We start from the raw sequence: 23246 nt of genomic DNA on the forward strand, positions 1-23246 counted from the left end.
ATAATTAGATGTTTATCTAATTATCTTATATTTGAGTATGCAGGATGTATTCAAAGCTCTAGGTGACCCAACAAGGCGCGCCATTCTTGAAATGCTCAAGGTAAAAGATCTCAATGCCGGAGAAATTGCAGAGGCTTTTAACATGAGTAAGCCCAGCATCTCACACCATCTTGAATTGCTGCACCGAGCAAACTTAGTATCTCGCGAAAAACAGGGTCAATTCGTTGTTTACACCCTGAATACAACTGTATTTCAAGAACTTCTTCAATGGATTGTTGAATTAAAGAGCAGCAAATGAAAAAGCAAAACCTCCGCTTCGAATTACTCGCATTGTGCTTGGTCTTATTCCCTATCGTCTATGCCTTGTCGGTGTACGATCAGATTCCGGAGACCATGGTGACTCACTACAACATTAAAGGAGAACCGGACGGATTTCAGGAAAAGAACTTTGTCTATTTCCTGATCCTCCCAGGTGTTAGCTTTATGCTGAATTTAGTTTTGGCCTCAATACCGGCACTTATGCCAGAAGAGGATCAAAAAGCCAGTACGCTTCGAATGATCCAAGCGACGCGCATTGCTACGCTACTTCTACTGGGGGGTATCGCCATTTCTATGGTTCAAACTACGGATGGACGAAGCCCAGACTACCTGTTTCGCTGGCTTGGAGGCGGAATCTTCCTCTTGACTCTACTCTTGGGAAATTACATGAAAGAAATCAAGACTAATGAGTTTGCAGGAATGCGAAACCGGTTTACACTTAGCGATCCCGAGGTATGGAAAGTCACTCATCGCCGATCGTCTTATTGGTTCTTTTACTCTGGATTAGTGGGTTTAATTGCAACCGTTTTCATTGAAACACCCATCCTATTCGGTGCAAGCCTTTTCATACTCATAGGCCTTTGCCTTATGTCCTGGAAGATTTCCGCAAGTGAATTCCGAAAGCGCAACCCTGAACAATAGGCCTTCCATAAGGATTTACTATTTTCAGACCTCTTAAATTGACTCCATGAAAAGATTAGTTACCCTCTCCTTTATCCTTTGTACTGTTTTGGCCTACGGCCAGATGCTCGTTTCCGGCAATCAGATCGCCACGTATACAGCCGCAGATATTTCCAGCCAACTCGGAATCCCAGTACCCTACGGTGTAACCGCGTACAAGATTTTGTATACCACACCTGGTTCAGACGGAGTTACAGACACAGCTTCAGGGCTACTGTGCGTACCTGACGACGCTTCTCTCTCCTACCCTATCCTCAACTACAACCACGGAACCACCGACGGGAAGCAAGACTGCCCTTCCAATCTTCAAGGAGGAACCTTTCTTTCCCTAGGCTTTTCTAGTCAGGGTTACATTGTTGCTGCTCCAGATTACCTCGGAATGGGTGAATCCCGTGGGTTCCATCCCTATGTACACGCCGCTACTCACGGCCAAGCTTCTGTGGACATGCTTTTCGCTATTGAAACCTATTTAAACAATAATGGAATTGCCCATGAGGATCAGCTCTTCATCAGCGGATACTCGCAAGGTGGTCATGCAGGAATGGCTACTCAAAAGCTGATCGAAGCGCAATATATGTCTGATTTTAATCTGGCTGCTTCTGGACACATGTCCGGACCATATTCCATCTCCAAGGTCATGAAGGATGTCATTCTAGCCGATGTGAACTACGGAACTGTAGCATTCGTGCCTTACGTGGTCATGGGCTATCAAGAAGTCTATGGAAACTTGTACAATGACCTGACGGACATCTTCAAGGCTCCCTATGCACCTTTCTGCCAGCAGTTTTACAACGGCACCATTTCTCTAACCAATTTGAACATCCAGCTCTTAACTCAATTGTCCATTAACGAAGGGAACTCCTACCCCTACGGCATGTTCCAAGACTCTATCGTCAACTCCCTCCGAACCGACCCAAACCACCGACTGAACCTAGTACTTCAGGACAATGATGTGTGGAACTTCAACGCCACTACCCCTACCCGCATGTACTACTGTGATGCAGACGAGCAAGTCTCCTACATCAATGCTCTATTCGCAGACAGCGCAATGAATGCCAATGGGGCAACTGATGTGCAGGCCATACAGGTCGATCCCAATCAAAGTCATGGAGGATGTGCCCCACTGGCAACACTGGCCGCGATTCTCTATTTCGACCAGTATGCGACCATCGGACTTGAAGAACACAACACGCTTGAGGGTGTTCGCGTCTACCCGAACCCCGCGGCCGATCAAATCTCTATCGACCTCGAGGGAACGGAGAATGCTTCGGTTACTGTCGTCGACGGGGCTGGTCGTGTGGTCTTTAAGAAAGAAATTGTACCTTTTGGACCACAAACCATCCTAGTGAGCAGCTGGAGTTCAGGAGTTTATCTGCTTTCGATTGAGCAGAATGGCCTCCTGCATCAGCAGCGGCTCGTCATCGAATGATGAAAAGACGTGTCCTCTACCTAATAACCTTACTTTGCTTTGGCCACCTTTCGTTTGGCCAAATCAACTATCAACTTACATGGCAAAGGGAAGCTACTATTGCTTCGGCTAATTTGTTAATTCTGGCTACGGGCTTGCCCGCATACCAAGAAGTTCAGCCTTATGAGTGGTATCAGGTTTTTGATCTACCAGCGCCTGAACTCTACACCATTGATCGCGGGGCCATTGAAAATTGGAACCCTGAGATTGCTAAGAACAGTGATTATGTCCTCGGAGGACTGATGCTTCTTCCGTTTGCTTCTCTGGCTAGCCAAGAGGTTCAAGAACAAGCAGGAACGTACCTGTTCATGTATGGTGAAGTCCTCGTTTCAACAGGATTGATTACCGCGGCCATTAAAGGATGGACGGAGCGCGCACGCCCATACGTATACAACAATACCGTCCCGCTGGAAGAACGTATTTCACAGAGCTCAATGCGTTCGTTCGTGAGCGGACATACTGCCTTAGCATTTGGAGCCGCCAGCTTTATGAGTACGACCTACATGGACCTTCATCCAGATGATCCTTTTCGATGGGTAGTTCTCGCCGGAACATTTGGAGCCGCTGGTCTTGTTGGATATATGCGGGTTGAAAGTGGCCAGCATTTTCCTACGGACGTCATTGCCGGTGCCGCTATTGGAACGGCCATTGGTTGGGCTATTCCCGCTCTCCACCGTGAGGCCCGCTACCGCGGAATTCGCTGGAATGCCGGCTGGAACCAATTCCGACTTGTCTGGGATTTCTGATCTGCGTTTTTTTTGACGTAACTGCTCGCACTGCTTATTTCATTTCTTTATATTTGCCGTCCTGAAAAATGGTGGCTATAGCTCAGTTGGTTAGAGCGCCGGATTGTGGTTCCGGAGGTCGTGGGTTCGAACCCCATTAGCCACCCTAGAAAAAAGCTCGCATTCGCGGGCTTTTCTCTTTTACAATCACAACGGTTGCTCGGTCGTTATACCTTACGAATAATTAACTTTGTTTCATGGCCGATCAATCATCCCAAAAGCTCCAGATATCCGGCATGACCTGTGCTAATTGTGCCTTGGGCGTAAGAAAGCATATGGAAAAGGCAGGATTGGAAGCAGTGGATGTGAACTTTGTGAACGGAGAAGCGTACTTCGACAACCCTCAAAATCTTGACCTTCAGCCTATCGTATCGGGAATACGTCAACTGGGGTATCAAGTAGATTCAAATCAGACCTCGAAGAAACCAAGCAAGCCCGACTTAACTCTTGAGCGCTATTTCCTTTTTAGCCTACTCTTAACCTTGCCTTTAATGGGGCACATGTGGGTAGGTCCCGATTCCATTCTCAACAACCCGCTCTTTCAAATTGCACTTAGTTCACCTGTATATTGCTTGGGCTTTTGGTATTTCGGGCGATCTGCATGGGCCTCCATTAAAGTTGGTGTTCCCAATATGGACGTCCTCATATTTATTGGAGCAACATCAGCTTTCGGTTATTCGCTGTATGGTGTAATTAGACATTGGGGGTCACCCGAGTTGCATCAATATCTTTTCTTCGAGACGGCTGCAACCATAATCACCCTTGTCCTCCTGGGCAATGTGATCGAAAAACGCTCAGTTCGTCGAACCACAGACGCCATAAAAGGCCTTCAAGGTCTACAGAAAAAAACGGCTCTAACATTGCGTCACGAAAAATGGCAAGTCCTTTCCATTGAAGAGCTCGTGGTCAATGACTTGATTCGGATCCGAGAAGGAGAACAAATTCCCGTGGATGGTGAAATACAGTCTGGTTCCGGAAGGATTGATGAATCAATGCTCACTGGAGAATCACAGACTGTTGAAAAATCGACAGGATCCACTGTATTTGCGGGGACCTTGCTCCATGAAGGGGTTCTCGAAGTGAAAATGAGTAAAAAGAGCGACGAAACAGTTCTTTCAGGTATTGTACAGTTGGTCAAGGATGCCCAAAGAGATCAGCCGACGATTCAAAAGTTAGGTGATCGAGTCAGTGCGATTTTCGTACCCGTAGTAATGGCTATTTCACTGGCCACATTTGCCATTTCCTTTCGGATTCTTGGAGTTGGTCTTGAAGCGAGTTTAATGCGTTCTATCGCCGTCTTGGTCATTTCATGCCCCTGTGCCATGGGGCTTGCCACCCCAACGGCCGTCATGGTCGGCATCGGTCGAGCAGCTCGCAAGGGTATATTAATCAAAGGTGGCTCCACATTAGAAGAGCTCGCGCGGGCAGAAACGGTAGTTTTCGATAAAACCGGAACATTGACAACCGGTGAGTTTCGGGTTAAGAGAATAGAGTCCATTTCCATTGATTTAAAGGATTTGCAGAGTATTGTTCTTGGGTTAGAGCTGCACAGTGACCATCCCATTGCCACAAGCCTTGTTGAGGCCTGGAAAGATCAAGTTACTCCCTACCCCTTTGAAAATGTCAAAGAGCTAAAAGGGCGTGGAATTACCGGTCGTGACGACCACGGGCAAGAATTCTCTGTTCTGGCTGACGGACGGCAGGCAGATCTGCTCGTTCTTCGAAATAAAGAAGTCATTGGATACATCGATATCGAAGATGACTGGAAAACAGGAGTGCCAGAACTGATCGAATGGCTGAACCAGAATGAAATTCGATCCATCATGCTCAGTGGTGATTTGGAACACAAATGTCGTCGGCTTGCAGAACGGGTAGGGATTACCGAATTCTATGCTCGTCAAAGTCCCGAGGACAAAATTCGCCACATTCGAATGTGGTCGAAAAAGGAAAAAGTAGTCATGGTAGGTGACGGTATCAATGATGCTCCGGCCCTTACACAGGCAAATGTGGGTATTTCAATGGTAGAGGCCTCAGACATTGCTATTGATAGCTCGGAGGTTGTTCTGCTCCAGGATCGCGATTTGAACGCTGTTAAATCAGCTATTCAAATCAGTCGTCACACTTTATTGACCATTCAACAGAATCTATTCTGGGCATTTTTCTACAACGTTTTGGCTATTCCCATTGCAGCGGCCGGATTATTGAGCCCAATGATAGCTGCATTGAGTATGGCCTTCTCTGACGTCGTTGTCATTGGAAACAGTCTACGTCTACGCATTAAGCGAATTCAATAAGTGGATAGACCTCTTCATATCGTCTTTTTAACGCAATGGTATCCCCATCATGAAGATGTTCAAAACGGCATTTTCATCAAGCATCAAGCGGAAAGCTTGGCTCATAAGCATCGCGTAACCGTATTATGGGTGGGTCCTTCGAGCCAGCAGACCAGCATTACTGTATCCTCTAACACGAGTGCTTCCAGTCTACTTCGTGAAGTAAATGTGCGCTACCCAAAATCGCGCAAGACCCTCGGGAAAACCATGGGCTGGAAAAAGGCATTCGAGCAGATCAAGGACTCGGTTGATGTCGTCCATGCGCATATTCTCGATCGGGATTTTCCGGCATGGGAAGTTTGGCTACAAGCAAAACGCATCCCATTTGTGGTTCACGAACACGCTTCTTTCTATTTTGACAGGTACAAGAAAGACGTCGTTTGGCACGCTGCAAGAAAAAGAATGCTCAAACGAGCGTTCAAGGTATGCCCTGTAAGCGAGGGGCTGAAACAAGCGATGATAAAACAAGGCCTTGAAGGCCGATACGAGGTGGTCCCAAATATTTTAAACGTCCCCACTCCATCTTCTCGAAAGAAAAGGCCGGAACGACTAAAACTAATATCTGTCGGTGACTTGGTGAATACCGTGAAAAGGTTCGACGAAATTTTGGAAAGTCTTGTGAATCTTCAAGGACCTTGGGATTACGACATCATTGGTGACGGACCCAATCGAGATCAGTTGGAGAAACAAGCCATGGTCCTATTCGGTAATGACGATTCTAGAAACGTACGCTTCTTGGGGAGAATGGAACAAGAGGACGTTCAAAAAGTCCTCTCTGAATACACAATGTGCTTGGTCAACAGCAAATACGAAACCTTTGGCCTCATTGCGCTTGAAGCCTTAAATGCAGGAGTTCCAGTTCTGAGCCCACGCGTTGGTGTCATCGAGGAGTTCATCTCTCCAGGAGTTAATGGCCACTTTATCGAGTCAGCAGCTGATTTTCCTGAATTGATTCGGAAGACTTGGGATCAATACGACGAATTGGATCATGAGCTCCTCGATCAGCAAAAGAGGAGCGACTTATCCAGTGAAGCCTATCTCAATCGAATAACTCTTACTTACCGTCAGCTCGGTTTATTCGTAGATTAGCCCACATGATCAGGACCATCATAGCGACGACGTTCAGCAAATTCGGAGTCATCGTCCTCAGTTTCTTACTGCTGATCAGTACCACACAAACCCTTGGCGCTGACGGTAAGGGGTATATCAGCTTGTTCCTGCTAAACGTTACCCTCGTTCAGCTGATCAGTAGTTTCATTGGAGGTCCAGCCCTGGTCTATCTACTACCTCGATTTGGCATAGAACGACTACTCTTGCCTTCCTACGCTTGGGCCTTATTCGTTTCCATCGTTGTTCCGCTCATTCTCTTTGCCGCGGGATTACAGGATCGCGAATATCTGTATCACCTCATGTTCATTGGCGCTATTGATGCCATTGGCAAAATCCACCTACAATTCATCCTTGGCCGTGAAGACCTCAAGAGCCACAATTGGATCAGTTTTTTACAGGGTGCCGCATTGCTATTGAGTTTCTGGATTTTTTACGGCGTTTATGGCATTCACGACATCAGCGCCTACATTGGAGCGATCTATGTCGCCTATCTCTTTACGGTCATTTCGGGATTCCTTCGAATTTTCAGAGAGCTCGGTACAACGCCAAGTCAAGAACTTCAAGGTACTTGGCGCATTACAATCCGAGAAATGTCCCGCTATGGATTTTGGATTCAATTGGCCAACATTAGCCAATTACTGAATTACCGACTATCCTACTATCTTCTTCAGAAGCTCCTCCCAGAAAACAACTACGCTGGACTGGGTTATTATGCCACTGCAATAAACCTCGCTGAAGCTTCTTGGGTGGTCAGTAAATCCTTGGCCATGATTCAATACGCACGCATCAGCAATACCCAGAACCCCATTGAGATAAGGCGCCTAAGTACTCAAATGTGGAAAATTGCCTTTTATTCCGCCTTTGCCATCATCAGCGTCCTACTGCTCGTTCCGGGCGAAGTATGGAATTTCGTTTTTGGAGCCGAGGACAATTTCGCCCAAATTCGACCCCTTCTCGTAGTCTTGGCCCCTGGAATCTTCTTCATGGCCCTCAACAATACCATGAGTGCGCATTTGGCCGGACAAGGTCTGTACTCGTTAAATGCTCGAGTATCAGCTCTAGGTCTCGTCCTTACTGGGGTTTCAGCTCCTTTCCTGATCACGCGCTACGGAATGACTGGAGCGGCAGTTTCAACCTCTCTTTCCTACTCCTTGTCGACCATATACCAAACCCAACTCTTTCTCAAGACAAGTCGTATTCCTATGGCAGACCTTTGGCCCTCACGGGCCGATGGGCGATGGCTTCGACAACTCATCCGCAAAGGCTAGTGTCGTCTTCACGACGTTATGAAACTTTGGGGAATAAATAATTGTTGAAACATCAACATTCTGTTATATTTGGAACTCAATTATTAACCCAAACTAAAAGAGGATTATGAAAAAATCGTTACTCTTTGCTGCTGTAGCTGCGGGTTCACTTGCTTTTGGACAAAGCAATGTGACGGTTCATGAAGCTCATGGACTCAATATGCGTGCGAAAGCAGAATTAATGAAAACTGAAATTAATGGTGTGCATCAGGCTCCATATTTGCCAGGATCGCGTTCAGCGGTAGTGGATATGGGTCAAGCACAAAACGTATATACGGTGGCTTTCGGTCGTCGTGATGCGGTTTCTGTTCGTCCAGAATTGAATGCCATCACATTTATCCACCGTTCTGACGCTGCGACAAACGGCGATGCAGGAAGTGGATCTCTCCGTTATGACCACAGTTTGGATGGAGGAGCTACCTTCACCAACAACGTTGGACCAGTATATGACGGCGGAAACGCTCGTTATCCAGCGGCAGGTATGATCAATGACCCAAGCAACACGGACATTGCAAACGCTCAGTTCGTATACACTGCACCAATCCTTTCCGGTACTAACGGAGGTTCTTGGGGTGGTCAATTGGTTGGTTACGTAAGCCTCGGAGCTGTTGATAGCGTAAATGCCATCTTCGAATCTGACGATGCTGCTGGAGATTACAACCTGATTTCTGCTGGTCAGTGGAATGCAGGTCAAGTAATGCACCACGTAGACTCTGAAATTGATTTGATCAACACGAGTGACTACGTTGATACTATCATCTACCGTCGCGCTGATTTCAGCGGTGGTGGAGCACCAGTGATCAACGTAGAGGAGCTTTACGTACCTGTATACAACGATACCGGTATTGGAAAAGCCTTGGTTGACTCTTATATCGGTTTTGCTCCAGACGGACAAACTGGATACATCGCAATCATCGGACACGGTGGTGATGTAAACGTAGAGCCAGTAGGATCTTACCACTTGATTGTTTTGAAAACTACAGATGGGGGAACTACTTGGGGAGCTCCTGTAAATGTTGCTACCTCTAGTTGGGCAGATGGCCAATTGGCAAATGACGGAAGTAACTACACTATGGCTTTCGAAGGCGATATCGCAGTAGACAGCAACGGTGACATGCACTTCTCAGTAGCTGTAGGTCCTGCAACAGGAACTTGGAGTATCACAACTACACCAGGTGCTTGGGGAATCTTTGACGTACACGGTGACGGAACTACCTTCACTGGTGACCTCGTAGGTATTCCACAAACATTCCGTGGTGACCTTGGCGGTTTGAACGAGGATAGCCGTCCACAAGTATCTGCTTCTGCAGACGGAGACTTCATCACTGTAACTTGGTTCGATTCTGATACTTTGTTGGTGGGTAGCACAGACAACACATTCCCAGATGCATGGGTACGTGGATACCGTGTTCAAGACCAAACTTGGTTGAACGAAGTGAACGCGTCTACAGGTACAGCAGCCGATGCTCAGTGTACTTGGGGAACTGTTGGTGACTTGATGTTCAAAAACGGTGACCAAGCTACTGTAGCCATTGTATACGCTACATTGGTTAACGCGGACATCTTGAGTACTACTCAATTCCACTTCTTGGATGCACCTTACAGCTTCAGCGGTGTAGGTATTGAGGAAAACGACATCACTGAAATGCGCGTCTTCCCTAACCCAGCTTCTGACATGGTACGTGTAGCTTTCGAAATGAAAGATGCTACTGACGTGACCGTAAACGTTGTTAACACTGTAGGTCAAACGGTTATGACTTCTACTCATAACGCAGTAACGGGAGGTAACGTCGTTACTATGAACGTTGCTAACTTGGCTAACGGATTGTACTTCGTAGAAGTGAATTCAGCTAACGGAACTTCAACTCAGCGTTTGATTGTTCAATAAGCCTAAGAGCTTTAAGCATAGAAAAGCCGCCCTTCTGGGCGGCTTTTTTTATGCCTATATATTTCAATCAATGGAGAAACCTTACTTCAAATCAAAAACGCTATCGACGCTTAAAAGTCGATCGCAAGTAAAGCCTTCTCCGTACGACGCTCCAACCATGCGGCCTAAATCAGCCGCCCGATAACGTACGCTTTCTAAAAAGTTCTTACTGGATATCGCCGTTTCTGGCTCTTCGCTATTAGGGTCAAAGAATTGAGAGGAAAAGGCTTGTACCGCCTCCATTTTCTGTTCCATGACGGCTTCATCAAAAGTGATGATTACGTCAGGTTCTATAGGATTGAATTGCACATAGTTCAGTACAATCTTTGGCCTATAAGCTTCTTGGTCTTTACCATCGATCTCTGTATGGATTTTGGGAAGTCCTGAGAGGAATATGGCATTCCGAACAACATCTGCCCCTCTTCCATGATCGGGATGACGATCACTAATTGCATTTGCCAGTACTACTCGGGGTCGATATTTTCTGATCATTCGCACGACGGCCAGTTGATGTTCCTCGTCATTCACAAAGAAACCATCCCTGAATCCAAGATTCTCACGCGCGCTCAAGCCCATGATCTCAGATGATCGAGCGCTTTCTTGATCTCTCAAGTCTGCAGAACCTCTGGTACCGAGTTCTCCACGTGTTAAATCTACAATACCAGCTGTAGCTCCAGCCTTAATGTGCTTAATGACTGTTCCAGAAGCGCCCAACTCGACATCGTCAGGATGTGCGGCAAAAGCCAATAAATCGAGTTCCATTTGATTCAGTTTTCCCCAAAAGTAGGGAAATCAAGCCCTTACTTGGTCACCCATGCGACCACTTCATCCTCCATGGGGCTCACACCCGGCGCAAAGACTTCTTCGATTCGCCCTTCTTCGTTGATGCAGTATTTCTGAAAATTCCACTTCACCTTGCTGTCTTTAACTCCATTGAGTTCTTCAGACGTCAGCCAGGCATATACCGGAGCCTGATCATTACCTTTAACGGAGATCTTAGACATCATTGGAAACGTCACTTGATAATTCTCCTGGCAAAAAGACTTGATCTCCTTATTTGATCCAGGCTCCTGCCCCATAAAGTTGTTTGCGGGGAAAGCAACAATGACAAAATCGTCACCACCATACTTGCCGTACAACTCCTGAAGCTCCTCATACTGAGGCGTATAACCGCACTTAGAAGCAACGTTTACAATCATCACCTTTTTCCCTTTGAGTTCGGCAAAAGAAAATTCTTTCCCGTCAATATCCTCTACCTTGATATCGTAAAAAGATGATTGACCAGAGACAGAAATACTCAGTGATAATGCGAAGAATAATGATAAAACTACTTTCATTGTAAGGCCTTTTAAAGGGTGTTTAGACTCGATAACTAAGCATCAAAGCTATAGTTCACGACAATCTTATCTTTGTTCCATGATTCGGCAGGTCTTCACGGTTTTACGACACGAACTTCGCATGGAATGGAAGCAACGCTATGCCGTTTTTGGACTGCTGCTTTATGTCTTAAGCACGGTTTTCGTGACCTACTTGGCGTTTCAAGGCCAAATCACACCCCGATCTTGGAATGTACTCCTTTGGGTTGTTTTGATCTTTGCATCCATTAACGGTGCCACCGGGAGTTTTATGCGAGAAACCTCCGGTCGATACTGGCTGTACTATCAACTTGTGGATCCTCGAGTACTTATCTTGGGGAAGACCCTGTACAACATGGTACTCATGTGGCTCCTTTCCTTTTTAGCCTGGGGTTGTTTCAGGCTCTTCCTCAAGGATCCAGTAGCTCACGACGGCTTGTATTTCGCGGCACTTTTACTGGGCAGTAGTGGGTTTGCAGCGACGCTTTCTACCATGGCCGCTATATCGGCGAGAACACAGCAAAATACGGCCCTATTGGCCATTTTATCGCTTCCCATTCTTCTTCCTCTCATTCTCGTAGCCCTCCAGTTGAGCAATGCCGCTTTGCTTGGCTTGACCTCTGAACTTTGGTGGCGATCGGTACTGGTCATGATCCTCCTGAACCTCGTAACCATTTTACTCTCATACTTGTTATTTCCGTACCTTTGGCGCGATTAAAAGCGTTAGCTGCGGATGAAGTGGACTTGGTGGAAAATTGCAAGTATCGTCTTGGTCTTTTACGTCCTGATTGCCGGACTGTTGGGGGATGTCCCGCGCCTTCCAATCTTGAACGAAACCATTCGCAATCTCTATTTCCATGTGACCATGTGGTTCAGCATGATCATCCTTTTTCTCATCTCCCTTATCTACAGCATAAGATATTTACGAAGCAACGACATCGTTCATGATGACTGGGCCGTTGAATCAGCGATTTCCGGCTTGGTATTGGGCTTACTTGGATTAGTAACCGGCATGCTTTGGGCACGTTTTACTTGGGGGGCCTATTGGGTAAACGACCCTAAACTCAATGGAGCGGCAATCGCCATCCTGATCTACCTTGCCTATTTCATCCTCCGCCAAAGCTTTGATGACGAACGGAAACGAGCCCGCCTCAGCGCAGTCTACAATATTTTCGCCTTCATCTTTATGATCGTATTTATCGGCATCCTTCCGCGCTTGACGGATAGTCTGCATCCCGGAAACGGAGGCAATCCTGCCTTTAGTCAGTACGACTTAAACAGCGACATGCGCAAGGTCTTCTACCCCGCTGTAATTGGTTGGGCCCTCGTGGGTTACTGGATTGTACAAATCCGTTTGCGCATTCGCCGTATGGAACGCCAATGGTCCTGGAAAGAATTAAACTCATGAAAAGATTACTCCTTTTATTGATACTGAGTGCCTACGGCACGATGGCTCAAAACCCCAATAACGTCGAGATGGCAGATACCTTCAGACAGGAAGGTAAAATATACGTAGTTGTAGGCGTCATCGTAATCATTTTCATTGGACTGTTTGTTTATTTGATCAGTGTTGACCGCAAAGTCAGCAGACTTGAAAAGAAGATGGAAAAATGAAAAAGACGCACATCGTCATCATCGTCATCATTGCTCTTGGAATTGCTGCCATCATGAGCACCTTTACCGATGCAAGCACCTACGTGAGCTTTCCACTTGCTGAGAAAAACGAAGGAAAGCAGTTCACCGTTATCGGCTATCTAAATAAGGATGCAGCCATGGACTACAACCCAGAACGGAATCAATTCTCGTTTACGGCCATTGATAAAGAAGGTAATGAGCGACGCGTGGTATACTTTCAACCTAAGCCACAGGATTTCGAGCGTTCAGAAGAAATCACCATGAAGGGATTTGCCACCGACACGGCGTTCGTCGCTGAGCAAATCTTGATGAAATGCCCATCCAAGTACAACGAGACTAACGACGTCGAGAATACCTACGAATAATGGAGTACGTCAATGAACACACTGGGATCGGTTCCATCGGTCACTTTGCTGTAGTCCTATCTTTTGTATCCGCAATCATTTCCACTATTGCGTACTACTTCATGCATCGCTCCGATACACCGGAATGGAAGCGACTTGCGAGAACAAGCTTCTACGTCCACGCTCTGGGCGTCTTGGGCATTGTAGTGAGCCTGTACGTAATGATCTTCGGGCATTACTTCGAGTATCAATACGTCTGGCAGCACAGTTCACGCGAATTACCCATATACTACCTCATTTCGTGTATGTGGGAGGGTCAAGAAGGAAGTTTTCTTCTGTGGATCTTCTTCCAGGTCATTCTAGGACTCCTCTTCCTCAAGAAGGCGGGAAAATGGGAAGCAACCACCATGACCATTTACGGAAGCGTTCAGGTCTTTTTGACCAGTATGCTACTTGGTTCCTACATTTTCGGTGCCAAAATAGGTTCGTCACCATTTGTCCTGATCCGTGAGTTACCCGAGTATGCCGGTCTTCCTTTCCTTCAAAATCCGAACTACTTAGAAGCCCCTCAATTTCAGAATGGGACTGGGCTCAATCCACTTCTTCAAAACTACTGGATGGTTATACATCCTCCTACTCTATTCCTCGGATTTGCATCAGTTTTACCTCCTTTTGTCTTTGCGCTGGCAGGGCTTTGGCGTCGCAAGTACGACGAATGGCTAAAACCAGCTCTTTCTTGGACGTTCTTCTCTGTTATGATCCTCGGTACAGGAATTCTCATGGGAGGAGCTTGGGCTTACGAAGCACTGAGTTTTGGAGGATTCTGGGCTTGGGACCCTGTGGAAAATGCCATTTTGGTTCCTTGGTTGACCTTGGTTGGTGCGGCCCACCTGATGTTGATTCAGAAAAACAAAGGTGGAAACCTAATGTCCACCTATGTGCTCACCTTCATAACCTTCATCCTCATTTTATACTCGACTTTCTTGACTCGAAGCGGTGTCTTAGGAGACAGTTCCGTGCATGCATTCGTAGATCTAGGACTGAACGGTCAGCTACTGCTGTACCTCTTCTTTTACATCTTGCTTTCCTTTGGAGCCTTAGCCTACCACTGGCGCTGGCTGCCCAAAGCGACCACAGACGATCGCCTCTGGTCACGTGAGTTTTGGATGTTTATCGGGGCCTTGACCTTGACCATTTCGAGTTTCCAGATCACTTTTAGCACTTCTATTCCGGTGATCAACAAGCTCACCGAAATCATTGTGAATCCAGTGCTCGGAATCTTTGGAATTGCAGAGCGAGCTGCCTTGGCCCCTCCGATTGATGTCATCGAACACTACAACAGTTGGCAACTTCCCTTTGCCCTACTCATTACTTCCTTAATCGCGTTCACACAATTCTTGAAGTACAAGAAGACCGATTTTGGTAAATTCTTGAAGTCTATTGGCTTTAGCTTAGCTGCCTCTCTTGTATTGACCGTGGTTCTCGCATTGGCCTGGGGTTTTGACAACGCCCTCTACACAGCTATGCTCTTCACGTCCATTTTTGCCGTGGTGGCCAACTTCGACTACTGGACTCGTATCCTGAAAGGAAAGCTCGACTTTGCGGGTGCTTCAGTTGCCCACATTGGATTCGGTTTGGTCATGCTAGGTTCCTTGGTCTCCAATGCCCAGAAAGAGGTTATATCGGAGAACCCGACGTACATCGCAAAAGACTTTCCCGCCAATGAGAATATCCTCATGGAGCTCGGGGACACCATGCAAATGGGCAAATACTACGTGACATGGCGCAGTGAGCGAAAAGAAGGATTTAATCGAGTATTCGAAATTGATTACTACGAAAGTGACGGTGCGGGAAGTCTTGAAAAGGCGTTCACCTTAGAGCCCTTTATCCAGCTCAACGAGCAAATGGGCAACGTTGCTGAACCGAGCACAAGACATTTCTTGACCAAGGATATCTATACCCACATCACTTATGCAGAGCCCGAAGAGGTCCGAGCGGAGAAAATGGCTACGGGTTATGGACGCGAAGCGGATATTGAAATGGCGATGGGTGATTCGGCCATCTACAACCGTCACTTCGTTATCCTTGACAGCCTTGCGCTTGATCCGAATCGAGCTCAATTCGACAACGGTGAAGCCATGAACATCGCGTTGGTGACCTATCTTTCCGTGATCAACGTCCAAGGAACCCGTCGATATGCAAGACCTGCTTACGTCGTTACGGGGAACCAAGTCACACTGGAAGATGCGCTCATCGAAGATTTCGGCTTAAAATTCCGCTTCGAAGACGTAAATCCCGAGAACAACAAGGTGAAGCTCAAGGCCTTTACGGATGTGCGGGATGAAAAAGAATTCATTGTCATGAAGGCCATCATCTTCCCTTGGATCAATATTCTTTGGTTGGGAAGTATCTTGATGATCATTGGAACGGTAATGGCCATTAGACGACGAATTCTCCGCTCCTGATGGATCGCATTGTTCTCATCGGAGCTGGACGGTTGGCCTTTCATTTGGGCCAAGCTCTTCAAGCCGTAGGCTTTGATCTCATAGGGCTTTACAATCGTACTGCAGATAATGGCAAAGAACTAGCGGAAGCTTTAGGTGCAGAGCTCTATCTTTCCTACGATGAGATTCCCCGTGATGCGGACTGGTATCTGATTGCCGTCTCCGATTCGGCCATTCCCGAAGTATCTGAAAAATTAGAGGGTGTAAAAGGTTTGGTAACGCATACCTCGGGTTCTGTTGACTTAGATGTGCTGCAGGTACACGAGCGAAGAGGCGTTTTTTACCCGCTCCAAACGTTCTCGCGTCAAAAGGAAGTCGTATTCCACCAAATACCCATGCTCATCGAAGCAAATTCGTCGGATTCAGAAGAGCTCCTTCTGGGGGCCGCGGCTCGAATCAGTCACCGAGTGGAGCGTGTGGACAGCTATCAGCGCCAATACTTGCATCTTGCAGCGGTTTTCGCCTGTAACTTCAGCAACCATATGTACAGCATTGCCGAAAAGCTGATGAAACAACGCGGAATGAAGTTCGACTTGCTTCATCCATTGATCGCTGAGACCACACAAAAAGCTTTAGAACAGGGTCCAAGATCCTCTCAAACGGGCCCCGCAATCCGAAAAGATCAGGAGATCCTTAACAAGCACTTGACCTTGTTGGATGATCCCCTCTGGAAAGATCTTTATACCTTAATCAGCCAAAGTATCGTTGATAAGTAACTGTGAAGAATTACAAAGAACACCTTAAGAACATCACCACCTTCATCTTTGATGTAGACGGTGTCCTCACCGACGGGCGAGTATTCGTGACCACAGAAGGAGAACAGTACCGGAATATGAACATCAAAGATGGATACGCCCTTCAGCTGGCCGTCAAGAAAGGCTATCATGTGGCCATTATTTCAGGTGGTAATAACGAAGGGGTTCGAGTACGACTTAAAGGCCTCGGGCTTACCGATATTTACCTCGGCCAAAGGCACAAAATGGACGCCTTCGAGGATTTAAAGGCGATTTATGGACTTGAGGCAGATGAAATTCTGTACATGGGTGATGATATTCCGGATTTCGAGGTGATGAGTCAATGTGGATTGGCTACGTGTCCAGCAGATGCCGCACCGGAGATTCAAAAAATCAGCGATTACGTTTCTCCTCGCGGAGGCGGACAAGGTTGTGCACGAGACGTTCTTGAACAGGTGATGAAGGTTCAAGGTAAATGGATGAATGGCGATGGCTTTGAATGGTAAGCTCATCTGGTCCTTTTTGCGGCTCATTCGCGCTAAGAACCTACTAATTGTTGCTCTGACGCAATATCTGATTTATTGGAGTCTCATCTTGCCCTACGGAATTCCGATAGCCCTCTCCCCTCTTCAATTCTCCTTGCTGGTATTATCTACTGTTCTTGTTGCTGCAGGTGGCTATGTCATCAACGACTACATGGACGTCAAGACCGACGAAATCAATCATGGTGATGTCATTGTCGGAACGGTTATCAAACGAAGAGCTGCTATTGCTTGGCACGCCGGCCTTACATTTACAGGCGTCGTTCTAGGATTGTATCTGTCCTATCTCTTGAACATTTGGTATTTATATCTCATACATCCCTTTGCTGCCGTAGCTCTTTGGTACTATAGCATGACCTTGAAACGCGAATTCCTATTGGGAAACCTACTGGTTTCTGGAATGACCGCCTTAACGGTGCTTATCGTGCCTCTTTTTCTGATCTTACCGGCCTTGAGCGGACCCTTTCTTCAAAACCAACGAACACTCTTTTTGATTGTCTGCGGTTATGCCCTATTCGCTTTTCTCGCCAATTTGATCCGAGAAATCATCAAGGACCTTGAAGATGTTCCGGGAGATTCTGCCCAAGGCTTCAAAACCATGGCGATTCAAATTGGCCCTACGGGAACCAAAATTCTTTTGGGATCCTTGATAGCCGCTATGCTGGTTTTAGTCGGCATCGTAAGCTTTAAACTTCTAGCGGACAGCACTGGTCCCCTCATTTACACGATTGTCTTAGTCGTAGTACCTTCCGTACTACTCTTGTATCAAGTTCTTACTGCTGAATCGCCTAAAGACTATGGTCGAGCAAGTACCTTGACCAAGGTCATCATGCTGTTTGGAATTGTCTCCATGTGGGCCTTCAATCTGCTGTCTGGGATATGATACGGGAGGAATATCCACACCCCATAGTACTGGGTTCCGGATCGCCCCGCAGGAAGTCATTGCTTGCGGAACTAGGCTATACGTTTACCATTCGGACCAGTGATGTGGACGAAACACCGCCACCCCATTTGGATGGTCGTGGAATTGCCGAGTACCTGGCCAAGCACAAGGCGGATCACATTCAAACCTCCCCGGAAGAGGTCCTCATAACATCAGATACGGTGGTCTGGCAGAACGGAGAGAGTCTGGCTAAACCCGCTGACAAAGAGGAAGCTACAGAGATGCTGATCAAACTAAGCGGAAACACGCATGAGGTGATCACAGGGGTGTGCCTACGGCACGATGGACACCATCACGTCTTTTCAGACGTAACGACGGTTACGTTCAAAAAACTAGACGTGAATGACATCGAATACTACATCGACACCTTTAAGCCTTACGACAAAGCAGGCGCCTATGGAATCCAAGAATGGATTGGGATGATCGGCATAGAAAGCATCGAAGGATCGTACTTCAATGTTGTGGGTCTACCGGTCCAACGACTCGATGAAGCTCTGCGCTCCTTAGTCCACTAATCCAACGGCTTTAAAGCTCTCGAGCATCTTTTGGTACGTACGCTCAATGTCGTGGTCTAATCCTACGGACATGCGGACGAGTCCTCCGCTGAGTCCCATGGCTTTCATTTCTTCTTCTGTAAACTCAGAGCTGGTACTGCCTCCAGGATTACTGAACAAGGTCTTTGAAAAGCCTAAACTGACCGCTAAATAGCCAATATTGGCATTCTGCATGTGTTCCATTAAGCGATAGCTTAGCTCATGAGACTGTGCGTCAATCATCAGCATTCCACCAAAACCAAAGTCTTCATTGTAGAGCGCTTTCATCAAATCGTGCTGTGGATGAGAAGTCAAGCCCGGATAGTACACGCGTAGGCCAATTTGCTCAAATCGCTCCGCCAAGTAAAGTGCGTTCCGACTGTGCTGCTTCATACGGATGTGTAAGCTTCTCAAATTCTTTAACATGCTTGCAGAACGGAGTCCATCTAAAACAGGACCAAGAAGCATTGAAGATCCGGCATTCACATCCATCATGCCCGCTACTAGTTCCTTTGAGCCACAGGTGACACCACCTACAGCATCACTGGTACCGTTGATGAATTTAGTTAAGGAGTGAATCACCACATCAGCTCCATGGATAGCCGGGCTTAGCACCATAGGTGAGAAGGTGTTATCCACGACCAATTTTAAGTTGAACTCCTTTGCCAACTTCGCCAACGCTGGGATGTCCGCAACTTCGAGTAGCGGATTACTGATGGCTTCCGTGTAGATCACCTTTGTGTTTTCAGTTATTCTTGAACGAACAGCATCCAAGTCTGAAATGTCCACAAAATGAGTCTGAACGCCGAAGCGCGGCAAGAAATTCTTCATGAACGCATAGCTACCTCCGTAGACGGTTCTTGCGCTGATTATTTCATCGCCCTGTCCGCATAAATGCATGAGTACTGAGCTGATGGACCCCATCCCTGAAGCAGATGCATGAGCCGCTTCAGTTCCTTCCATAGCCGCCAAGGCGTCCGCTAAATACTTGTTACTAGGGTTCGTGTGGCGTGAATAGAGATAGCAACCCTCCTTTTCTATTTCAAAGAGTTCCTCCATGGTTTCGGCCTGAAGGAAGGTAAAGGTGCTGGAATCTGTAATGGAAGGATTTACGCCTCCAAATTCACCAAAGTTCTGTAGGTCAAGAACTTGATCTGCGGGGTTGAAGTGATTCATGTCTGAGTCTTTTGTGTAGTGAGGGCAAACTTAAGGTTTTCGTATGTTTGAAAACCTATGGAAAAGTCACCTTCGCTTGGGAAAGCGTTGATCCCAATCATCTTTCTTGTTGTCCTCCTCGCCTACAACGTAATTGTCGTTTACGGTGACAATGCCCTATCTGGAAGTAATCAGTTGATTTTATTGTTGGCAGCCGGAGTTGCCGCGGTGGTTGGCATTACCGAAGGCATCTCTTGGAAGGTCATGCGCGACGGTATCACCAAGAGCATTGCCAGCACCGTACCCAGCTTAATTCTTCTGCTCTTCATTGGAGCGCTTGCGGGGACATGGCTCGTAAGTGGCATCATACCGGCCATGATTTACTACGGTCTGGATTTACTAAATCCATCGATCTTCTTAGTGGCCTCCTGCATCATTTGTGCTATTGTGAGTTTGGCCACGGGAAGCTCTTGGAGCACCATCGCCACGGTAGGAATCGCCCTTCTTGGAATTGGTAAAGCACTTGGAATAAGTGAGGCCGTCATCGGCGGCGCGGTCATTTCTGGAGCCTATTTCGGTGACAAGATCAGTCCGATGTCTGATACGACGAATTTGGCACCTGCCATGGCGGGGACGGACTTGTTCACGCACATCCGATACATGTTGTACACAACCATCCCCAGCATTACCATTACCCTTCTTATTTTCTTGTTCATCGGGTTGAGACATTCTTCCAATGTGGCCATTGAAGACGCGGCCAGTATTCAGGCGGAGCTCGATTCAATTTTCAACATCAATGGATGGCTCTTCTTAGTGCCCATTGCCGTGATCATCATGATCGTTCGGAAGGTTCCTGCCATTCCGGCATTGGTTGCAGGAGTTCTGCTCGCAGGCTTGTTTGCCGTGGTCTTTCAAGCCAACCTGATCCATGATCTGGCAAACGGACTTAGTGGTGTGGAAGCCTTCTACACCGTCCTTATTGATGCCATGACGGTGGATACTAATATACCTGCACAAGACCCCATGCTCGCAGACTTACTCAGTGCAGGTGGTATGTCCGGTATGCTCAACACGGTTTGGCTCATTCTCTGTGCTATGACCTTCGGCGGAGTCATGGAAAGCGCAGGATTCCTTTCTACGCTGTCCGCAGCCCTCATCAAACGGGCCAAATCGACCACAGCCTTGGTGTCTACTACCGTTGGAACCTGTTTAACCTTGAACGTTACGGCGAGTGATCAATACCTAGCCATTGTTGTCCCTGGTAGAATGTATGCCGATGTATTTAAGAAGCGAGGACTAGCTCCACAAGTACTTAGTCGTACCCTTGAAGATTCTGGAACGGTCACGAGCGTGCTTGTTCCTTGGAACACCTGTGGTGCCACGCAAGCCGCCATCCTTGGGGTAGCTACCCTGAGTTATGCGCCCTTTACATTTTTCTGCATCATTAGTCCTTTGATGACTATTGCCTTTGCTGCGTTCAATATTAAGATTGCTCGATTACCAAAGGAAGAGATCGAAATGGCTTAAGGATTTACGTACCTTTCTACTTATGAAATATCTTCTACTCCTCTGTTTCATAAGCACCCTCTTTAATACCTCAGGTCAGGGATCCCTACTTCTTGTCGGCGGGGGCTCTGAGGATTACAATTCTTGGAGTGACGATCCATACGGTTGGGCCGTTCAGCAAGCGGACAGTGGTCGCGTAGCCATTATTGCACATGGTTCCGCCACTCAATGGCTTCCAGATTACTTTGAAAGTTTAGGTGCTTCACAAGCGGTAAATTTCAACATTTCAGACAGTTCGTCGGCGAATGCCCCTCACCTTTTAGACACGCTGAAGAGCTATGATATGATCTTCTTCAAAGGTGGTGACCAGTGGGATTATCTCAGAACGTTCAGAGGTACCCCCGTTCAATGGGCAGTGGATTCCGTTTTCGATAATGGTGGAGTGATCGCCGGAACCAGTGCCGGTTTGGCCATACTCAGTGATTGGGTCTACACCGCAGAGAATGGAACGGTCTACCCAGATGAAGCACTGAGCGACGTCTATCACCACAAGAGCACATTGGATACTGGAATGTGGTCTTTTTATAGTGGATATCTTTTCGATAGTCACTTCATTGAACGCGGGCGATTGGGAAGACTTCTTTCCTTCATAGCTCAATTGAACGCGGAAGGATCGAGTGTTTGGGGTGTTGGTGTTGATGATCGCACAGCGCTTTGTGTTGATGTAAATGGACTCGGGACTGTTATGGGAACGGGAACCGTGACATTCATAGACCCTGTGACGGACATTTCTGGCGCTTTAACCTACGGCTTCCAAGACAGTATTCTTTACGCAAAAGATGTCTTTTATCACGCACTTAAGGATGGAGAGCAATGGGATTTAGTTCAAGCTGCTCCTGTAAGTTCATCCGCGAGCTTTATTAATCCGCCTTATGCGGCGTATCGCGAAACTCAAGTCTTGGTTTCTGGAGGGTTGACTCCAACAGAGAATGATCCTTTTTTGAATCTACTGGCAAGCTACTGGAATGCGAATGACGTCGTGCAAATCATGTGTTCGGACTTAAACGATGGAGCCGCCTATAAGAATGCGCTCAACAACAAGGGATTTGCAAATGCGACTGTGCTTCAGATTACAGGCGGCAGTTCGGATCAATACTTAAGTTCCGTTAAGGACCTTTGGGTAGGCGTTGACCATCAAGACTACCAGGACTATGTACAGAACAACTCAAGCGGAGCGCTTCTCGATAGCATGTATGCTTTCTTTCAAGCATTCTATTGGTTTCCTAAGTCCTATGAATGTGCGTTTGTTGGCCCGGACATCCGATGGGTTGGAAAAACCTACGTGGAGGGCTTGGAAACGGATCCGTACAACGCCTATTACGGCGATCTCGAATTAAAACCCGGATTCAATATCATTCCAAACAGTGTTTTAATTCCATGGACTTATCAGAGTTCCAGTACCGCCTTATATGAAAACACCATAAGTTCTGGACCTTGGGCTATGGCCGAAGATACGTTGACCTATGCCTTGTGGTTTCAAGCCCAAGCGTATGCGGAGTATTTTTCGGCGCATCCAGTTCGTGACACAATAGACAACGCCCTATTCTCTATTCTGAGCACCTTAAATTCTCAAGGGCACAACAGTCTTCCACTCTTCTATATGGCTAACCCTGGTGCTTTTGCGGAGTCTTTAGATCAAACCCACGGAAGCGGATACACAAGACAGAATAGTTCAGCTAATCGCTTTTATCTAGGCTATGATCACTGGATTGAAATGGCCTATACTTCAGCAGGAGCAATTGCTGAAAACAGGCTTCGTAAAGTCCAGGTATTCCCAAATCCTTCGGCGGATTGGATCCAAGTAGAAACAGATCAGGTAACAGAGGCTACCCTGATCGACCTAAGTGGAAAGGCTATTCGCCAGTGGATGCTTCATCCAAATGATTTGATACCGATTCAAGGACTTGAGGCTGGCCGATATCAGATTCGATTGAAATACCGCAACGGTGAATTGGCGATGGGCACATTCATCAAGCCGTAGGCTTTTCATAAATTCGCAGCAAACA

Annotated in this window: 22 protein-coding genes and 1 tRNA gene; 20 read left to right on the forward strand and 3 right to left on the reverse strand. The window is 47.0% G+C overall.

Going from position 1 to position 23246, the window contains the following annotated elements; translation table 11 throughout:
- Positions 1-37 precede the first annotated feature (37 nt).
- The 9 genes from HZ996_10010 to HZ996_10050 all read left to right on the forward strand — a co-directional run bounded on the left by HZ996_10010 (position 38) and on the right by HZ996_10050 (position 9890).
- Positions 38-298, forward strand: a complete 261-nt coding sequence (locus HZ996_10010) for a winged helix-turn-helix transcriptional regulator (protein ID QTN39460.1) — start codon at positions 38-40, stop codon at positions 296-298.
- The gene (locus tag HZ996_10015) at positions 295-960 is read left to right on the forward strand and encodes a DUF1648 domain-containing protein (GenBank protein QTN39461.1); all 666 of its coding nucleotides are present in this window, start codon (positions 295-297) and stop codon (positions 958-960) included. The genes HZ996_10010 and HZ996_10015 overlap by 4 nt, the downstream gene beginning before the upstream one ends.
- Before the next feature lie 46 nt (positions 961-1006).
- Positions 1007-2428, forward strand: a complete 1422-nt coding sequence (locus HZ996_10020; GenBank protein ID QTN39462.1) for a T9SS type A sorting domain-containing protein — start codon at positions 1007-1009, stop codon at positions 2426-2428.
- A 134-nt stretch (positions 2429-2562) separates the two neighbouring features.
- Positions 2563-3213, forward strand: coding sequence for a phosphatase PAP2 family protein (locus HZ996_10025; GenBank protein ID QTN39463.1), 651 nt, complete (start codon positions 2563-2565; stop codon positions 3211-3213).
- Between the two features lie 71 nt (positions 3214-3284).
- A tRNA-His gene (locus tag HZ996_10030) sits at positions 3285-3358 on the forward strand.
- A 91-nt stretch (positions 3359-3449) separates the two neighbouring features.
- On the forward strand, positions 3450-5546 hold the full coding sequence (gene cadA / locus HZ996_10035) for a cadmium-translocating P-type ATPase (protein QTN39464.1): 2097 nt from the start codon (positions 3450-3452) through the stop codon (positions 5544-5546).
- Positions 5547-6674: a glycosyltransferase family 4 protein gene (locus HZ996_10040; protein QTN39465.1), complete on the forward strand. Its 1128-nt coding sequence runs from the start codon at positions 5547-5549 to the stop codon at positions 6672-6674.
- Between the two features lie 5 nt (positions 6675-6679).
- Positions 6680-7963, forward strand: a complete 1284-nt coding sequence (locus HZ996_10045) for a polysaccharide biosynthesis C-terminal domain-containing protein (GenBank protein ID QTN39466.1) — start codon at positions 6680-6682, stop codon at positions 7961-7963.
- A 106-nt stretch (positions 7964-8069) separates the two neighbouring features.
- On the forward strand, positions 8070-9890 hold the full coding sequence (locus HZ996_10050; protein QTN39467.1) for a T9SS type A sorting domain-containing protein: 1821 nt from the start codon (positions 8070-8072) through the stop codon (positions 9888-9890).
- 81 nt (positions 9891-9971) lie between these two features.
- Here HZ996_10050 and bshB1 read toward each other — a convergent pair whose 3' ends face one another.
- Entirely contained in the window at positions 9972-10691 is a 720-nt protein-coding gene (gene bshB1 / locus HZ996_10055) for a bacillithiol biosynthesis deacetylase BshB1 (GenBank protein QTN39468.1), read from the reverse strand.
- Between the two features lie 38 nt (positions 10692-10729).
- Complete coding sequence (locus HZ996_10060; protein ID QTN39469.1) at positions 10730-11266, reverse strand: glutathione peroxidase; 537 nt, start codon at positions 11264-11266, stop codon at positions 10730-10732.
- A gap of 79 nt (positions 11267-11345) precedes the next feature.
- On the opposite strand from HZ996_10060, the gene HZ996_10065 reads away from it, so the two are divergent.
- From HZ996_10065 to maf, 9 genes are read left to right on the forward strand one after another with little or no spacing between them, the layout of a single operon-like run.
- The gene (locus HZ996_10065; GenBank protein QTN39470.1) at positions 11346-12002 is read left to right on the forward strand and encodes a heme exporter protein CcmB; all 657 of its coding nucleotides are present in this window, start codon (positions 11346-11348) and stop codon (positions 12000-12002) included.
- Between the two features lie 15 nt (positions 12003-12017).
- Complete coding sequence (ccsA, locus tag HZ996_10070) at positions 12018-12692, forward strand: cytochrome c biogenesis protein CcsA (protein ID QTN39471.1); 675 nt, start codon at positions 12018-12020, stop codon at positions 12690-12692.
- On the forward strand, positions 12689-12898 hold the full coding sequence (locus HZ996_10075; protein QTN39472.1) for a CcmD family protein: 210 nt from the start codon (positions 12689-12691) through the stop codon (positions 12896-12898). The genes ccsA (HZ996_10070) and HZ996_10075 overlap by 4 nt, the downstream gene beginning before the upstream one ends.
- The gene (locus HZ996_10080; protein QTN39473.1) at positions 12895-13284 is read left to right on the forward strand and encodes a cytochrome c maturation protein CcmE; all 390 of its coding nucleotides are present in this window, start codon (positions 12895-12897) and stop codon (positions 13282-13284) included. Before HZ996_10075 ends, HZ996_10080 begins: the two co-directional genes overlap by 4 nt.
- On the forward strand, positions 13284-15728 hold the full coding sequence (gene ccsA / locus HZ996_10085; protein QTN39474.1) for a cytochrome c biogenesis protein CcsA: 2445 nt from the start codon (positions 13284-13286) through the stop codon (positions 15726-15728). Before HZ996_10080 ends, ccsA (HZ996_10085) begins: the two co-directional genes overlap by 1 nt.
- Entirely contained in the window at positions 15728-16483 is a 756-nt protein-coding gene (locus tag HZ996_10090; protein ID QTN39475.1) for a DUF2520 domain-containing protein, read from the forward strand. The genes ccsA (HZ996_10085) and HZ996_10090 overlap by 1 nt, the downstream gene beginning before the upstream one ends.
- Before the next feature lie 2 nt (positions 16484-16485).
- Positions 16486-17007 carry an HAD-IIIA family hydrolase gene (locus HZ996_10095; GenBank protein QTN39476.1) on the forward strand — a complete coding sequence of 174 codons (522 nt, stop codon included), beginning with the start codon at positions 16486-16488 and terminating at the stop codon, positions 17005-17007.
- Entirely contained in the window at positions 16985-17926 is a 942-nt protein-coding gene (locus tag HZ996_10100; GenBank protein ID QTN39477.1) for a geranylgeranylglycerol-phosphate geranylgeranyltransferase, read from the forward strand. Before HZ996_10095 ends, HZ996_10100 begins: the two co-directional genes overlap by 23 nt.
- Positions 17923-18501, forward strand: coding sequence for a septum formation protein Maf (maf, locus tag HZ996_10105; GenBank protein ID QTN39478.1), 579 nt, complete (start codon positions 17923-17925; stop codon positions 18499-18501). Before HZ996_10100 ends, maf begins: the two co-directional genes overlap by 4 nt.
- Here maf and HZ996_10110 read toward each other — a convergent pair.
- The gene (locus HZ996_10110) at positions 18490-19695 is read right to left on the reverse strand and encodes an aminotransferase class I/II-fold pyridoxal phosphate-dependent enzyme (GenBank protein ID QTN39479.1); all 1206 of its coding nucleotides are present in this window, start codon (positions 19693-19695) and stop codon (positions 18490-18492) included. The genes maf and HZ996_10110 overlap by 12 nt on opposite strands.
- Before the next feature lie 57 nt (positions 19696-19752).
- Here HZ996_10110 and nhaC point away from each other — a divergent pair, with 57 nt between their 5' ends.
- Both nhaC and HZ996_10120 read left to right on the forward strand, forming a co-directional pair.
- Complete coding sequence (gene nhaC, locus HZ996_10115; protein ID QTN39480.1) at positions 19753-21201, forward strand: Na+/H+ antiporter NhaC; 1449 nt, start codon at positions 19753-19755, stop codon at positions 21199-21201.
- Between the two features lie 22 nt (positions 21202-21223).
- Positions 21224-23221 (forward strand): Type 1 glutamine amidotransferase-like domain-containing protein, encoded by a 1998-nt coding sequence (locus HZ996_10120; GenBank protein QTN39481.1) that lies wholly within the window; start codon positions 21224-21226, stop codon positions 23219-23221.
- Positions 23222-23246: the final 25 nt, after the last annotated feature.

The sequence above is a fragment of the Cryomorphaceae bacterium genome, assembly GCA_017798125.1.
Taxonomy (GTDB): Bacteria; Bacteroidota; Bacteroidia; order Flavobacteriales; family ECT2AJA-044; genus ECT2AJA-044.

Bases quoted from the DNA above. Each gene is read 5' to 3' on its own strand.
- HZ996_10010 (QTN39460.1), top strand. From the start codon at position 38: ATGCAGGATGTATTCAAAGCTCTAGGTGACCCAACAAGGCGCGCCATT.
- HZ996_10015 (QTN39461.1), top strand. From the start codon at position 295: ATGAAAAAGCAAAACCTCCGCTTCGAATTACTCGCATTGTGCTTGGTC.
- HZ996_10020 (QTN39462.1), top strand. From the start codon at position 1,007: ATGAAAAGATTAGTTACCCTCTCCTTTATCCTTTGTACTGTTTTGGCC.
- cadA (QTN39464.1), top strand. From the start codon at position 3,450: ATGGCCGATCAATCATCCCAAAAGCTCCAGATATCCGGCATGACCTGT.
- HZ996_10045 (QTN39466.1), top strand. From the start codon at position 6,680: ATGATCAGGACCATCATAGCGACGACGTTCAGCAAATTCGGAGTCATC.
- HZ996_10050 (QTN39467.1), top strand. From the start codon at position 8,070: ATGAAAAAATCGTTACTCTTTGCTGCTGTAGCTGCGGGTTCACTTGCT.
- bshB1 (QTN39468.1), bottom strand. From the start codon at position 10,691: ATGGAACTCGATTTATTGGCTTTTGCCGCACATCCTGACGATGTCGAG.
- HZ996_10060 (QTN39469.1), bottom strand. From the start codon at position 11,266: ATGAAAGTAGTTTTATCATTATTCTTCGCATTATCACTGAGTATTTCT.
- HZ996_10065 (QTN39470.1), top strand. From the start codon at position 11,346: ATGATTCGGCAGGTCTTCACGGTTTTACGACACGAACTTCGCATGGAA.
- ccsA (QTN39471.1), top strand. From the start codon at position 12,018: ATGAAGTGGACTTGGTGGAAAATTGCAAGTATCGTCTTGGTCTTTTAC.
- HZ996_10075 (QTN39472.1), top strand. From the start codon at position 12,689: ATGAAAAGATTACTCCTTTTATTGATACTGAGTGCCTACGGCACGATG.
- HZ996_10080 (QTN39473.1), top strand. From the start codon at position 12,895: ATGAAAAAGACGCACATCGTCATCATCGTCATCATTGCTCTTGGAATT.
- ccsA (QTN39474.1), top strand. From the start codon at position 13,284: ATGGAGTACGTCAATGAACACACTGGGATCGGTTCCATCGGTCACTTT.
- HZ996_10090 (QTN39475.1), top strand. From the start codon at position 15,728: ATGGATCGCATTGTTCTCATCGGAGCTGGACGGTTGGCCTTTCATTTG.
- HZ996_10100 (QTN39477.1), top strand. From the start codon at position 16,985: ATGGCGATGGCTTTGAATGGTAAGCTCATCTGGTCCTTTTTGCGGCTC.
- maf (QTN39478.1), top strand. From the start codon at position 17,923: ATGATACGGGAGGAATATCCACACCCCATAGTACTGGGTTCCGGATCG.
- HZ996_10110 (QTN39479.1), bottom strand. From the start codon at position 19,695: ATGAATCACTTCAACCCCGCAGATCAAGTTCTTGACCTACAGAACTTT.
- nhaC (QTN39480.1), top strand. From the start codon at position 19,753: ATGGAAAAGTCACCTTCGCTTGGGAAAGCGTTGATCCCAATCATCTTT.
- HZ996_10120 (QTN39481.1), top strand. From the start codon at position 21,224: ATGAAATATCTTCTACTCCTCTGTTTCATAAGCACCCTCTTTAATACC.